The organism is Desulfopila sp. IMCC35006 (assembly GCF_005116645.1).
GTDB lineage: Bacteria > Desulfobacterota > Desulfobulbia > Desulfobulbales > Desulfocapsaceae > Desulforhopalus_A.
Window position 1 is genome coordinate 281,300 of record NZ_SWCM01000003.1, and the last position, 13,819, is coordinate 295,118.

The window sequence follows — 13,819 nt, forward strand, 5'->3', positions numbered from 1 at the left end:
GTCCAAGAGGTTTTTATGAAGTACCTAAAATATTGTTTTCTCCTCAGTAGCCTCTTGCTACTTTCATTGCTCCTCAGCTCTTGCGCCAGCGACACCCGACCACAAGACCAGAGCACCGGCATGGCGCAGGAAACCGCGCAACAGCCCACTCAGCCCGCGAAGACCATTGCACCTGCCATGCCTGCAAGTCTGCCTGTCAGATATCAGGCGGCATCCTATGTGGTGGACAAGGACGAAAAAGAAGACATCACAATTGCCGAAGAAAGCAAGCTGAAGGTTGGTGCCCGGATCACTTCCACCCGTGGACCACAGCCTCTTTGGGATATCATCAAACGTCTGGCGTCGCTGAAGAACATGAATGTTTCCTGGGCCAGCGATGTCGATAAAAATGTACTGGTGGATGTCAACATCAGTGCCAATGACGATTTTTACAGCGCCCTCGACAACATGCTCAGGCAGGTTGATTATTACCACGAGATGCAGGGGTCGACCATCATTGTAAAATATAAAGAGACACGCCAATTTCATATTGCCATGCCGTTTATCAAGCAGGCATATAAAACAAATACCGGAGGCGATGTATTAGGCGGCAGCACCGGTGGTCAGGGAGGCAATACCAATGTCGCCGGCGAAATTTCATTGTCGACAGACGGCGTGGCGGTCAACCAGCACAAAGACGGCAAGCCTGGTGGCATTGAATTCAACACCTGGAATAGTATCGAAAATAATCTGAACTCCATTCTCAACATATGGTCCACAGAAGAGATAACCTCTACTTCAATTCAAGGCTCTGGTAAAGAAGAACAAAACAAGCTGACTGCTAATCCTTTAGACCCGAACAAGAGTCTTTCTAAAACTGATTCGATGACTAATGAACAGTTGGCAAGCGCAACATTTCGCCGGTCTTCGGGGGGAAATTCTTATTTTATCGACAAACCTGTCGGGTTGATCACGGTAACTGCCCCACGTCCCCTGCTTGAAAAACTTGAGGTGTATTTTAAAAGCTTAAAGAAGGAACTGTATAAGCAGATAGCGATTGAAGCAAAGATTATCGAAGTACAATTGGATGATCACTCGGCTATAGGGCTGGACTGGAACACGGTTCTCGAAAACCTTTCCGTGAGCAGTGCCCAATTTTCAGGTGGCAAATCGTATTCCAAGGTTACTACTGACGATCTGACTACAGCCGCAACCATCATTACCGATGGCCTTGACCGGGATTTCAGCGGGGCAATTTCACTGGCCTCATTCACTTTCGATTCATTTCTTCACGCCGTCAACCAACAAGGCCAGACAAACATTCTGTCTAACCCGAAAATAAGTGTACTCAACGGACAGCCGGCCCTCATGACAGTTGGCCGTAATGTTACTTATATTGATAAAATCACGTCAGATACGGACGGTACTACTGGAACAGTAACGTATACAGCGGATACCGCCCGGGCGCTCTCTGGAGTAGGCCTGGCCTTAACTGCAAACATTCTTGACGATAATGAAATCATCCTCAATCTCGTTCCGGTTACATCGGAATTAGAGGAACCTATAGAATACAGAACAATAGGCCTGGGCGAAGTTGGGCTCCCAATCATCAATGTTCGGGAAATGAGTACCACTGTCAAAGTCAAAAATGGCGATATGCTGGTAATTGGCGGACTCATTTCCAATTCAGCAGACAGCAGCGATTCCTTTATACCGGGAACCAGGAAAATACCCTTTTTCAAATACCTCTTCGGCTATGAAGAAAAAACGAGCACAAAACGTGAATTGATAATTCTGTTAAAGCCACGAATCATCTAATTTTTTTCAAATATGAATCTATTTTTTCAGTAGGGAGAACAAATATGGATAGGCTGAAATATCTCGTCATCGGAATTTTAGCATTATTTTTAGCCGGATGCGGAAAAGGACAAGTTGTTGTTGAAACACTGAACGTAGCCGAAGGGCCGTCCGCCAGTGCCGTCGGCCAGGGAAAAAGCATCGTAATTCTTCCTTTCGCCGATTACTCCGAGGGAAATATAGCTTCTGCCCAAAGAAGAAATATGCTTGTCACGGAAGCCTTGACTGACCGCCTCATCGTCAATGGATTTAGCCTCCCCGTCCAGGACGATGTCTATGACTATCTGGTCAGTGAAAATGTCATCAGTGCCAATAAGAGTTCGCTTGCCGTAGAACTTAACAATGACTGGTCCGATGCAATGAAGGCTGAACTGCGAACATATATGGTCCAGGCCGAAAACGACAACGCACAAATTGCCGGTGACTCCTCTGGCACCCACGGACTTGATGCTCAAACCGTCAGCCAGATTGGCCGGCAATTTAATGCCGATTATATAGTCAGAGGCCGGATTCTCGAATTTAAAACCAGACAGGGAACCTCCTGGGCGCCCAACAGAAGAGGCTTTCTACCCGTTATATTCGGGAGCACCGGCCGGGCCGTTTTCGGCTACGCCAGCTCAGATTCCTATGATAAGGAAGATGCTTCTCGTACCGCCGATCTCACCTATGGCGAGGGACCGATTGATGGTGAGGGCATGGTAAAGATACGCATGTGGGTGCAGGAAACTGCCACCGGCAATGTCATCTGGACGAATAGTATAAAAGTCCAGGTTTCGCCGGAATCGGTAGTTGCCGACAATCAGTATGACACTCTTTTTGACACCGCCATCGACAAAAGCGTGACAACTCTCGTTGATCACTTCGTTGCCTACGGTCTCTAATTACTCTGCTCTACTCGACAATTTACATAAAAAAGGGGATGTTGGCGTTATGCCGACATCCCCTTTTTTATTGCGAAATATGTTGATTAATTTTTCGCTTCTTCTTTTTTCTTCTGGGCATTCTGAAAGAGCCCCATAAAGTTGACCGGTTCCATCAAAAACGGCACAAAACCACCGTCTATCGAGACCTGGCTGACAATCTGTCTGGTAAACGGAAACAGCAGCGTAGGACAGTCTACCCCGAGCAACATAGCCATATGCTCACTGGGAATATTTTTCAGCATGAAAACAGCAGCATGCTCTATCTCGAGAATAAACAGCACCTTGCTGTCCTCTTTTGAGGATACTTTGGACGTAATATGGAGACTGATTTCCCAGTGATCGGCATCTATCTGTTTGTTGTTGAGCTGGAGGTTTACCTCAACCGACGGATCCGTTTTCTGTCGATCAGTAAAGACCTGCGGAGCGTTCGGGTTTTCAAATGACAGATCTTTGATATACATTTTCTGCATTCTGAATTGTGGTTTTTCTGTATTTTCTTTTTCTGCGTTTTCTACCATGATACTCCTCGATATTGTTGATATGGGAATGGTCTAAAAGAACAATGATTTGCAGCCATCTATGAGTTCACACTGGCTTTTCACGAGCTCTTCGTGCCTCTAGCTTTATTAGACCGTACTTAGCCGATTGAGGCAAGTCTTCTGCGCCTGTTTTTCGTCAATTAGAGCAAAACCTGTTTGAGGAAATGCCCGGTGTAGGATTCTTTAACTTCGATTAAATCTTCCGGTGAACCAACCGCCACAATGGTGCCGCCGCCTTCACCGCCCTCTGGTCCCACGTCTATAATCCAGTCGGCAGTTTTAATCACATCAAGATTATGTTCGATGACAATAACCGTATTGCCTTGGTCGACGAGGATATTCAGAACATTGAGCAGGTGCTGGATATCTGCCGGATGCAGGCCGGTGGTCGGTTCATCGAGGATATACAATGTTTTCCCGCTGCTTCGGCCGGACAGTTCCTTGGCCAGCTTGACCCGTTGCGCCTCGCCGCCGGAGAGTGTAACCGACGATTGCCCCAGTGAGATATAGGTCAGTCCCACATCATAGAGTGTCTGGAGCTTATGTTTGACGGAGGGTACATTCTGGAAAAAATCGAGTGCCTCCTCCACCGTCATTGCCAGCACTTCCTGGATAGTTTTATCCCGGTATTTTATTTCCAGGGTTTCGCTGTTATACCGCCGTCCTCTGCATGTTTCACACTCGACATATATATCCGGCAGAAAATGCATGGCGATCTTGTTGACTCCCTCCCCTTCACAGGCCTCGCACCTGCCGCCTTTGATATTAAAACTGAAGCGACCGGGCTTGTATCCCCGTGACCTCGACTCCGGCAGGCGGGAGAAGAGGTCCCGGATCGGGGTGAAAACTCCGGTGTACGTTGCCGGGTTGGAACGAGGAGTCCTGCCGATCGGGCTTTGATCGATATCGATTATTTTATCAATAAGATCAAGACCCGTCAAAACCGTATTGTCCTGACTGAAACCGGCAAGCCTTTTACTTAAGCCTGACTTAGCCAGACTGAACAGCGTTTCGATAACCAAAGAACTTTTTCCTGAACCGGATACCCCGGTTACACAGGTCATTGCCTGCAATGGAAACGAGGCGCTAATCTTTTTCAGGTTGTTAATACTGCAATTTTCAAGCTTAAGGCAATGTTTTGCACCGAGGCGTATCTTTCTTCTCTTGTCCGGTTTTTTAATCTCGATTCGACCAGATAGATAGGCACCTGTGGCAGAAACCTCATTTTTCAGCAGACCCTGAACATCCCCGCTGTAGACAATGTGTCCCCCATGAATTCCAGCCCCTGGCCCCATATCCAGCACATGATCCGCGGCCAGAATGGTATCGGTGTCATGTTCGACGACGATCACGCTATTGCCTAAATCACGCAATTCAAGCAAGGTATTGATCAGTTTCTGGTTGTCGCGCTGATGCAGCCCGATACTCGGCTCGTCTAAAATATAGAGTACTCCGGCCAGACGCGAACCAATCTGCGATGCAAGACGAATCCGCTGGGCCTCGCCGCCGGACAGGGTACCCGCCCGTCTCTCAAGAGACAGATAGCCCAGCCCTACATCACAAAGAAAAGAGAGGCGGTCGATAATTTCTTTCAGGATTGACTGGCCGATCTTTTTTTCCCTCTCGGTGAAGGGCAGCTGCGGCAGTTCGGCAAGAATCGTTTCAATCGACAGACAGGTCAGCGCATATATCGACCATTTGCCAACATGCACCGCGAGGGCCTCAGGCTTGAGTCGCGCCCCCAGACAGCGAGGACATTGCTGCTCGTTCATATATTTCGCCAGTTCGTCGCGAACCATCGGCGATTGAGTCTCGTGAAATCGGCGATCCAGCTGGGGGATCACCCCCTCAAACTGTTTCACCGCGGACATGCTGCGGCGACCATTGCGATAGTGGAACTGTATCTCTTCTTTACCTGAGCCGTAGAGGAATATTTCCTGAATCTTTTGAGATAATTTGGCAAAAGGTGTTGTCAGGGAAATGCCATAATGTTTGGCGACGGATTCGAGCATATGGCCGGCATACGACTCTTCATTACGCCATCCCCAGGGAGCAATCGCCCCCTCGCTGATGGATTTCGCCGAATCGGGCACAACGAGCGAAGCATCAAAAAACTGTTTAACGCCCAGTCCGCCGCACTCTTCACATGCCCCTTGCGGATTGTTGAATGAGAACAACTGGGTGGAGATCGGCGGCATGGAGATGCCGCAGGTATGGCAGGCGGCAAGTTCACTGAAAAGGCGTTCCGAATTGTCGTCGGGAAAAAGAACAAGAAGAAACCCGTCAGTCAGCTTGACCGCCGTGCTGACCGAGTCGGCCAACCGCCGGCGAATGGATTCCTTGACGACCAGCCGGTCGATTACCACCTCAATGGAATGTTTCTTATTTTTATCGAGAGCAGTCACATCATCGGCATGCAGAATATCGCCGTTTACCCGGACACGAACAAACCCTTCTTTGCGAATCCGGGCCAGGAGCTGTTCGTGGCGCCCTTTTCGCTCCGTGACGAGCGGGGCGAGAAGAACGATCTTTGTTCCCTCCGGCAGCAGCATGAGTCCATTGACCATATCTTCAATGGACTGCGCCTCTATCGGACGACCGCACTGATGACAATGGGGATGTCCGCAGCGGGCAAACAGCAGGCGGAGGTGATCATATATCTCCGTTACCGTCCCTACTGTTGACCGGGGATTTTTGCTGGTTGTTTTTTGTTCAATGGAGACCGCCGGCGATAACCCTTCCAGGGAATCGACATCAGGCTTATCCATCTGGCCGAGAAATTGCCGGGCGTAGGTTGACAGCGATTCGACATACCTGCGCTGCCCTTCGGCATAGAGCGTATCAAAGGCCAGCGTTGATTTGCCGGAGCCCGACAGACCGGTGAACAGCACGAGGGCATTACGGGGCAGATCAACGTCAATATTTTTCAGATTGTGCATTCGTGCACCACGAATGCTCAGTGTTTTTGGTTCCATGAAAAAACGCAGAGAAAAATTGGAGGGGCTTCAGACAGTTATCTGCTGAGAAGGTTGTAATGATCAACTTTAATGCACCGGTCCATCACCACAAAAAGCCCATGCCTGTGGGCAAGTTCGGCTGCGGCTTCATTGATTATTCCCTGCTGCATCCACAGCGTACGGGGGAGCGGCTTCAGGGTTATGAGCTGTTCAACAATGGGCAATACATCCTCTGATTTTCTAAAAATATCGACAATATCCACCGGGTCGGGAATCGCCGCGAGATCGGCATAACAGGTTCGCCCGAGGATCTCTTTCTGCCCCGGGTTGACAGGATAGATAGTATATCCGGCATCAATCAGATACCGGCCAACCATATTACTGGGTCTATTTTCTTTTGGCGACAGGCCGACAATGGCAATCGACGTGGCTGTTTTAAGAAGCCGGGTAATGTCCGCTGTTTGCTGAAGGGCATCAAGGGTCTGCATTAATATACTCGCAATTAGTCAAATTTCAGGATGTATTGTGGGGATATAATGATGACCCCATAGACAAAAGTCAAGATACCAATTATATACTACGCAACGCGGAACAAAAACCATCCCTGAACATCTTTGCATTGCATGAGGAAATTGAGTGAATTTTCAAGACATCATTTTAGAATTGCATAAATATTGGGCAGAACAAGGCTGTGTCATCCAACAACCCTATGACATGGAGGTAGGTGCGGGGACGTTCCATCCAGCCACCCTGCTCCGAGCCCTGGGTCCTGAACCATGGAAATGTGCCTACCCGCAACCCTCCAGAAGGCCAACCGACGGACGGTATGGCAATAATCCGAACAGATTGCAGCATTATTACCAGTATCAGGTGGTAATTAAGCCCTCGCCCTTAAATGTACAGGAACTCTACCTGGGAAGCCTGGAAAGATTCGGTCTCAATCTTCTCGATCACGATATCCGTTTTGTTGAGGATGACTGGGAATCACCAACCCTTGGTGCTTCCGGACTGGGCTGGGAGGTGTGGCTGGACGGCATGGAAATAACCCAGTTTACTTATTTCCAGCAGGCCGGGTCCATCGAACTGCATCCGACAACGGTCGAGATCACTTACGGCCTGGAGCGCATCGCCATGTATCTTCAAGGCGTTGAAAGCGTCTACGATATAGCCTGGAACGATACAGTCAGCTACGGTGAAATTTTTCATCAGGCGGAGGTCGAATTTTCCACCTTCAACTTTGAAGAAGCAAATGTTGAAAAACTTCTGATGTTTTTTGACACCTATGAACAGGAAGCACATAAACTGGTCGACAAAAAACTCATTCTGCCCGCTTATGACTACTGCCTGAAATGCTCACACACCTTCAATCTGCTTGACGCACGCAAAGCTATCAGCGTCAATGAAAGAACCAGATACATCGGACGTATCCGAAATATCGCCAGAAAGGTTGCAGAAGCATATGTTGAACAACGGGCGAGCATGAATCACCCGCTCATCAAATAATGGCAGACCGCACACAACAGATTGGCGGAAGTGCATGGGAATCGAACCCACCTAACGGGCTATTAACCCGCTACACCGGATTTGAAGTCCGGGAGAGCCACCAGTGCCCTATCCACTTCCACAAGCATTTGAAGGTGTGACAAAAAGAAAAGAATATACTAATAAGTGTTGACCTTGAAAACAACTATTTATTATATTACTCTTTTTAATTGAGCCAGTCGTATACAATGCTCTGCACCCCACGTATTTTTTACCGCTAACCCGATGAGCGGGATTCTTTATGCAACCCTCTTTGCGGGAAATTAGAACTTGCACGAAATTCTTCACTAAAACTTAAAAAAGAATTTCTAAACCACCCATCAAGGACATAATTCAAACCATACCTATGCAGTGTGAAAGACTAATTAAGATGATTAAGTCGTGGTATCTTCATGTTCGCGAAGAAACCATGGCTCCAGCCCGCATGATATCTTTCATCGAAAAACATGCCGCAAGCTGTGACATCTGCCAAAGCGACCCGGATCTTAAAGAAGAAATTATAAAAATTACCGAATTGGTCCTGCCGGAGTCGAAAATCCCCAAAGCCGTCCGGCAAAAAAGCAGCCTGGATGACGACGAAGGTGAAGATCTGGATGACGACGATGTTGAATCTGATGATGACACCGATGTAGACGACACCGATGATAGCGATGAATCCGACGAAGATATTGATGCTGATGACGACGATGACCTCGACCTGGATGATGAGCTTTCAGACGAGGAAGATGAAATCTGAAACAGAAGACTGACTTATGACACCTCAGGTGCGGTAAAAAAGCCCCTGAGGTTTTCCTCTCGCAAAACCTCAGCCCCCCCCTGCTCCTTCCTTCTATTCCCCCTCCCACTCCTGCAATTTCCCAGCAATGAAGGCATTGATAGCAGCATGCTCCTCATCACCTTTTCCTTTGACCCTGACGGGTTCGCCGAAAGCAAAATGTGCTTTTTTAGTTACGTCCAGTTTGCCAAAATCTTTGATTTTTTTTCCGTTTTGCCAGCAATCTGTTTTCAAAGCCAAGGGTACGACAGCTACCTCCGCTTTTTTGGCGAGCTTCACGCCGATCGAACTCATCTGATTGGGATCAAAGGTATGAGATCGGGTTGTCTGCGGAAAAACGATGATGGAAATATCATGTTGCAACCTGTCAAGCCCTTCGTTCAATACGGTTTTTAAATCCTGCCTTGGATTTGTCCGCGTTACGGTAATCGGATTACGGGAACGCATGACATATTTAAATACCGGATAGGAAAGGAGTGAATCTTTCACCACAAAGGTTACCGGTTTTATCGGCTGGATCATAACCGGAAGCAATAAGGTTTCCATCATGCTCATATGGTTACCGATAATGACAACGGGCCCACTTGCAGCGACGACGTTTTCAATCCCCGATATTTCGACCCTAATTCCGACCTTCTCCAGTTGCTGCATCACCTCGTAGCTGCTCTCCATCCAGTTTGAGCCATCATAACGTCCACGCTTGGCAAGCCTGCTGGCCCGGTACACAATACAAAAAAGGTGCAGATAAAAATTCAGCGAGGGAAAAAGCTTTGACTGAGGCCGTTTTTCTGTCAGATAGTGAAAATTGGTATACGGGATTTTATGCATAGCTCTATTGCCAGGGTTGTAGGTTCGAGATATCGGGCCAGACCAGAGAAAGTCTCAGTTCGTTTAAGAGATACGCATAGCATATAATGATAAAACAGAATTGATACTGATGGACGTTGCCGATTATTACAATTTGTAGATAGCACGAACGGCCCTTCTGTATCAATAAAAATTGAGTATTTTGTTAACATCAGCTATCAGCAGCCAAACACGGTGTATTGTGATGTTTGTTTGTGCCTGTATCCATTCCGATTGATACTCAACGCTGAAGCTGTTAAGTTTGGCAACGCAGTGGTTAGATTTTCTCGATATCGGCAGAACTCTATCAAAAAATATCAGAATTGGTTTTATGCAAGACAACAACGAAGCGCCCCTCGCCGTCTCACATAAACTGGGCCTGCCAGGAGAAGCAACACCTTCTGGTCTGATTCCTCCGGAGCGGACTGAAACTGGCCTGATCACAAAGCTTTTATTTGTTTCACTTGTTGCGGCAATTATTTTGGCAAGCACAATCCCGGTCTTTTCCGCCTCGGCTGAAGCTCCAGGTAATGTGGCATACCAAAAAGCCATGCTCGCCCTCATCAACAGACAGTTCCCGGAAGCCATTTCCTCCTTCGCCAAGCTTCAGACCAGTTATCCGGCGATGAGCGATAAAATCACCTTGCCATATGCCGAGGCCTTGCTTGGACACGCTGACAACCTGCGTAAAAATGATCCGAAACAGGCGATCGTTCTTTTAAGAAAAGCTCTCCAACTGGATCCACGAAGCGTTCGAGCCCATTTTCAGCTGGGCCTGGTCCTCACAAGCCAAAAAGACTATGTCGCCGCAATTGAGAGTTACCAAAAAGCCATTGCATTAAACCCGAAATTTCCAGATACTTTCTTTAACCTGGGCTTTGTTTATGCGGTGTCAAAAAATTACGCCAAGGCTGAAGAAATGTACGACCAAGCCATAGCGCTCAAACCTGACTATCTCGACGAAGCACTATTTAACCTTGCTATAATTCAGGACAAACAAAACAAAAAGGAACAGAGTCTCGCCAATCTTAAAAAAGCCCTGACCGTGAATCCCAAAAATCAGTCTGTACAAAACTATCTTAAAAAAATACAAGGAGTTTCAGCAGAATGAGACCATCTAACCACACGTATCTTGTCTTTTTTCTCACCCTGATATCTGCGCTTGTCCTTGCAGGCTGTACACCTAAACCCAAGCATGTAGGCAAAAACGCGGCACCGGTGCCCGAAAAAACGATAGAAGCCGTGGCGGAACAGCCAGAGACGGAACTGCCAGAGATGGAATTTCAAGCAGGCGACAAGGCCTACCCCGAAGGCTACTACGTTCATACGGTCAGCGTGCCCAACGAGAGCATTTCAATCATTGCCAGATGGTATACCGGCGACCAGAAAAATTGGGTACTGCTGGCAAAATGTAACCCGACCATCAACCCCAACCGAATTTTTCTGGGGAATAAGATTAAAATCCCGCGCAGGATGATTACAAGACCGACCCCGCTTCCCCCCGAATTTGTCCAACAGTCTCAAACGGAACCACAACGGAAACGGAAAAAAAAGATTTCCCAGGCAAAAACTACAGTCACACCGGCAGCACCTGCAGCACCTGCAAAGGAAGAGGCGCCCTTACTTTTTGGCCCCAAAGGATTTTAGTGACTTAGAAATAATCAACTTGTGCTTTTTACAAGTTGATTATTTCGTGAAGGAACTTATCCCGCAACGCTCTTGGGCGGGATTATTGACCAATTATCAATCCTCTTATCTTTACAAGAAAATTATTTCGTGAATAAACTTATCCCCGCACGGCACGGGGACTGAAATGAGCACCCGTCAAGCGAGTACTGAAATGAGCACCCGTCAAGCGAGTACTGAAATGAGTCCCGCAAAGACTAGAGAAGGTAACCATGAATAGTATCGTACTTGATCACACGATGAGATGTGCAGGGTTCGTTAAGGTAGTTAGCCTTTCACTGCCTGTCCCTGATGCAACCCTGCTGCTGCCATTTTCTGGCGTAATGTTTCACTGAGATGACTTGTAAGGATATTCCATCTCGGAGCAACGAGCAGTCCGGGATGCGCGGTTGCCCACAGCCGATGCATGGTTACTTCTGCTGGGATCACCGGTAGTGCTTTCAGTAAAAAATCGATATACGCATCCAAGGAAAACAGGGCAACGTCCCCCTGTCGATAAAGTTTTTGCAATGGCGTATCCCGAATAACCTGTAAATGATGCAGCTTCAGGGCATTTACGCCAAGCTCACAGACAGTCCTGAGTGAATCGAGCATATCTGCTTCCGTTTCTTCAGGGATACCAAAAATGAGATGCGCTCCCACCTCAAAACAGCCGACACTCTTGATCCGCCAGACAGCGTCCTGAAAGTCGGCAAAGCTATGATGCCGATTGAGCCATTGCAGGCTACGTTCATGAATGGTCTGCAAACCAAGTTCAAAAAGACACTCTTTGCCAGTCCATTTGACCAGTTCAGCGAGCCGTTTAAGGAGCTGTTCACTTACGTAGTCCGGCCTGGTGGAAAGAATCAAGCCGATACAATCGGCATCGGCCAGCAGCAGCTCCAAGGCCGGCAATAGCTGCTCGACGGCAACCGCAGTGCAGGTTTCCTGCTGAAAATAGGCAAAATATTTTTTAAATCGTCCGCGCAGCAGATTGTCTTTGCCGGCAGACACCTGTTTTGCGAGATCTTCGGTATTATTGAGGTAAGATGGTGTAAAACTTGCCGGTCGGCAGAAGATGCAGCCGCCGTGCACCCGGTTTGGGCATGGCTGCCCCATATCGACAGGAATCTTGCCCACGCCATGACCATATTTTTCCCGATAGTGGGCGCTGAAGGTACGAATAATTGGAGATGGCATAGGCCGGACGGGCTTTTTCAGGATCTCAGCAAACAGTTAGCACAGACACATTGAGCCCATACTCCGCCCATCAATCATGGACGTACAAATCATCGACCTCGTCCCAATCTTCCGGATTGCCTTTTCTCAGCTGCACGAGCTTTTTATAATAATAAATAAGAACAGTGATAAACTGCACTCTGAGATCTTCACACTTTTTCGTGTTATCAGGTGCCAGAGCGCAGGCCTGTGCATCGGGCATGGCCAGAATACGTTCTATCTCAGCCAGCAGCTCACGACGCTGCAGCCTGAGAAAAGTGTCCAGCGGCGTGATCACCGGGGGTGAGAAATTCAGTCCTTTCAGGCGGGTTGCCGTCTCTTCGACAATATCGTTGCTGCAATCATCATCCAGTTGTCGCACCTGGTCGCGGAGACCATCGATCTGCTGCTGAAATGTCTGCTGCATGCTCATAAGCTCTTTCTCTTTGTTACTCCATCATCAAACAATTCAACTTCGACCAGACAGCTTTCCAGGGATCGTTTCGGCACATGATGCACTCCATGCTCATCGCGCCAGTACCGAACATCATCTTCATCTCTGCACTGTTCAATTATAACTGTCTCTATTGGTTTACCAAGGGCAATCACCAGGGAGAGACGCAGGTTGTCGGCAAGCCTGAAAAGTGTTGCAAGTTTTGGATTAAATGCCCCAATCCTGCAGCCGCCGATCTTTTTTTCCATTGCCCCGAGAAGCAGATTCTGCGTCGCTATGCCCAGATCAAACTGGGCCTCGCTCTCCGGGCCCTTTAATCGATTTTTGTTCAGCAGACAGAGGACATAGGCGGATGGCCGTTCACCTTCAACCGGACCATGCCAGTCGGGGAGATAGCCGGCCCAACCGAGATAGGGAAAAATCCGGGCACAGAGTTCGGCGTCATTGACGACCATGTACTGCCACGGTTGACCGTTGCGAGCCGAGCCTCCTAAACGGGCTAAATCAATGAGCTCGTGCAAAGTGGCTGTACTTAACGGTTCCTTCTGGACAAAACGCCGGAACGTCCGGGTTCTGACAATGATCTCTTGCATTGGTCGCTCACTCAATGTTTTTTGGCACATCCTTTGCTTTCTTCTGACACTCCGGACATATGCCGACAATTTCGACCCTATATCCGGTTATGGCATACCCTGCGGCGGTACCCAACCGATCCACGTTGACATTATTCCGCTCAATAATGAGATTGTCAACCTTATGACAGACAACACAGTAGATATGGTCATGGTCTGAGACATCGAAATCGAAGCGTTTTTGTCTTCCGCTAATTTCCAGTTTACCAATCAACCCTGCTTCCGAGAGTATCTCTAGATTTCTATATACGGTCGCCAGGCTGATACGCGGCATGATCAGCTTGACGCGGTCATAGAGTTCATCTGCCGATAAATGTTGCCTGCTTTTTCTTAATTCCCGCAGGATAATTTCCCGCTGATTGGTCATTCGAAGCTGCATAAGGCTCCTTTGTTATTAATAATTAATATTAATTGTAGTTAATTATCGTTTGC

The 13,819-nt window shown here is 48.0% G+C and carries 14 protein-coding genes and 1 tRNA gene; 6 read left to right on the forward strand and 9 right to left on the reverse strand.

The window, feature by feature from the left end; translation table 11 throughout:
- Positions 1-15 precede the first annotated feature (15 nt).
- Positions 16-1,797: a pilus (MSHA type) biogenesis protein MshL gene (mshL, locus tag FCL47_RS07495; protein ID WP_136812863.1), complete on the forward strand. Its 1,782-nt coding sequence runs from the start codon at positions 16-18 to the stop codon at positions 1,795-1,797.
- Positions 1,798-1,841: 44 nt separating this feature from the next.
- Positions 1,842-2,717 (forward strand): hypothetical protein, encoded by an 876-nt coding sequence (locus FCL47_RS07500; protein WP_136812864.1) that lies wholly within the window; start codon positions 1,842-1,844, stop codon positions 2,715-2,717.
- Positions 2,718-2,803: 86 nt separating this feature from the next.
- Here the strand turns inward: FCL47_RS07500 and secB are convergent, their stop codons facing one another.
- The 3 genes from secB to FCL47_RS07515 form a co-directional block, all read right to left on the reverse strand.
- On the reverse strand, positions 2,804-3,277 hold the full coding sequence (gene secB, locus FCL47_RS07505; protein WP_136812865.1) for a protein-export chaperone SecB: 474 nt from the start codon (positions 3,275-3,277) through the stop codon (positions 2,804-2,806).
- A 161-nt stretch (positions 3,278-3,438) separates the two neighbouring features.
- The gene (gene uvrA / locus FCL47_RS07510; protein WP_136812866.1) at positions 3,439-6,273 is read right to left on the reverse strand and encodes an excinuclease ABC subunit UvrA; all 2,835 of its coding nucleotides are present in this window, start codon (positions 6,271-6,273) and stop codon (positions 3,439-3,441) included.
- A gap of 38 nt (positions 6,274-6,311) precedes the next feature.
- Positions 6,312-6,743 carry a CoA-binding protein gene (locus tag FCL47_RS07515; RefSeq protein ID WP_136812867.1) on the reverse strand — a complete coding sequence of 144 codons (432 nt, stop codon included), beginning with the start codon at positions 6,741-6,743 and terminating at the stop codon, positions 6,312-6,314.
- A gap of 148 nt (positions 6,744-6,891) precedes the next feature.
- On the opposite strand from FCL47_RS07515, the gene glyQ reads away from it, so the two are divergent.
- The gene (glyQ, locus tag FCL47_RS07520; RefSeq protein WP_136812868.1) at positions 6,892-7,758 is read left to right on the forward strand and encodes a glycine--tRNA ligase subunit alpha; all 867 of its coding nucleotides are present in this window, start codon (positions 6,892-6,894) and stop codon (positions 7,756-7,758) included.
- Positions 7,759-7,780: 22 nt separating this feature from the next.
- On the opposite strand, the gene FCL47_RS07525 is transcribed toward glyQ, so the two are convergent.
- Positions 7,781-7,878, reverse strand: a tRNA-Sec gene (locus tag FCL47_RS07525).
- A 289-nt stretch (positions 7,879-8,167) separates the two neighbouring features.
- Here FCL47_RS07525 and FCL47_RS07530 point away from each other — a divergent pair.
- Positions 8,168-8,533 carry a hypothetical protein gene (locus tag FCL47_RS07530; RefSeq protein ID WP_167496392.1) on the forward strand — a complete coding sequence of 122 codons (366 nt, stop codon included), beginning with the start codon at positions 8,168-8,170 and terminating at the stop codon, positions 8,531-8,533.
- A gap of 93 nt (positions 8,534-8,626) precedes the next feature.
- On the opposite strand, the gene FCL47_RS07535 is transcribed toward FCL47_RS07530, so the two are convergent.
- Positions 8,627-9,400: a 1-acyl-sn-glycerol-3-phosphate acyltransferase gene (locus tag FCL47_RS07535; RefSeq protein ID WP_136812870.1), complete on the reverse strand. Its 774-nt coding sequence runs from the start codon at positions 9,398-9,400 to the stop codon at positions 8,627-8,629.
- Positions 9,401-9,680: 280 nt separating this feature from the next.
- On the opposite strand from FCL47_RS07535, the gene FCL47_RS07540 reads away from it, so the two are divergent.
- Both FCL47_RS07540 and FCL47_RS07545 read left to right on the forward strand, forming a co-directional pair.
- Positions 9,681-10,529, forward strand: a complete 849-nt coding sequence (locus tag FCL47_RS07540; protein ID WP_136812871.1) for a tetratricopeptide repeat protein — start codon at positions 9,681-9,683, stop codon at positions 10,527-10,529.
- Positions 10,526-11,065: a LysM peptidoglycan-binding domain-containing protein gene (locus tag FCL47_RS07545; protein ID WP_136812872.1), complete on the forward strand. Its 540-nt coding sequence runs from the start codon at positions 10,526-10,528 to the stop codon at positions 11,063-11,065. The genes FCL47_RS07540 and FCL47_RS07545 overlap by 4 nt, the downstream gene beginning before the upstream one ends.
- Before the next feature lie 306 nt (positions 11,066-11,371).
- Here FCL47_RS07545 and FCL47_RS07550 read toward each other — a convergent pair whose 3' ends face one another.
- From FCL47_RS07550 to FCL47_RS07565, 4 genes are all read right to left on the reverse strand, one after another.
- Entirely contained in the window at positions 11,372-12,283 is a 912-nt protein-coding gene (locus FCL47_RS07550) for a TIGR01212 family radical SAM protein (protein ID WP_136812873.1), read from the reverse strand.
- Positions 12,284-12,353: 70 nt separating this feature from the next.
- Positions 12,354-12,728 carry a hypothetical protein gene (locus tag FCL47_RS07555; RefSeq protein ID WP_136812874.1) on the reverse strand — a complete coding sequence of 125 codons (375 nt, stop codon included), beginning with the start codon at positions 12,726-12,728 and terminating at the stop codon, positions 12,354-12,356.
- Positions 12,729-12,730: 2 nt separating this feature from the next.
- Complete coding sequence (locus tag FCL47_RS07560) at positions 12,731-13,348, reverse strand: nitroreductase family protein (RefSeq protein WP_136812875.1); 618 nt, start codon at positions 13,346-13,348, stop codon at positions 12,731-12,733.
- A 7-nt stretch (positions 13,349-13,355) separates the two neighbouring features.
- The gene (locus FCL47_RS07565; RefSeq protein WP_136812876.1) at positions 13,356-13,766 is read right to left on the reverse strand and encodes a Fur family transcriptional regulator; all 411 of its coding nucleotides are present in this window, start codon (positions 13,764-13,766) and stop codon (positions 13,356-13,358) included.
- Positions 13,767-13,819 lie beyond the last annotated feature (53 nt).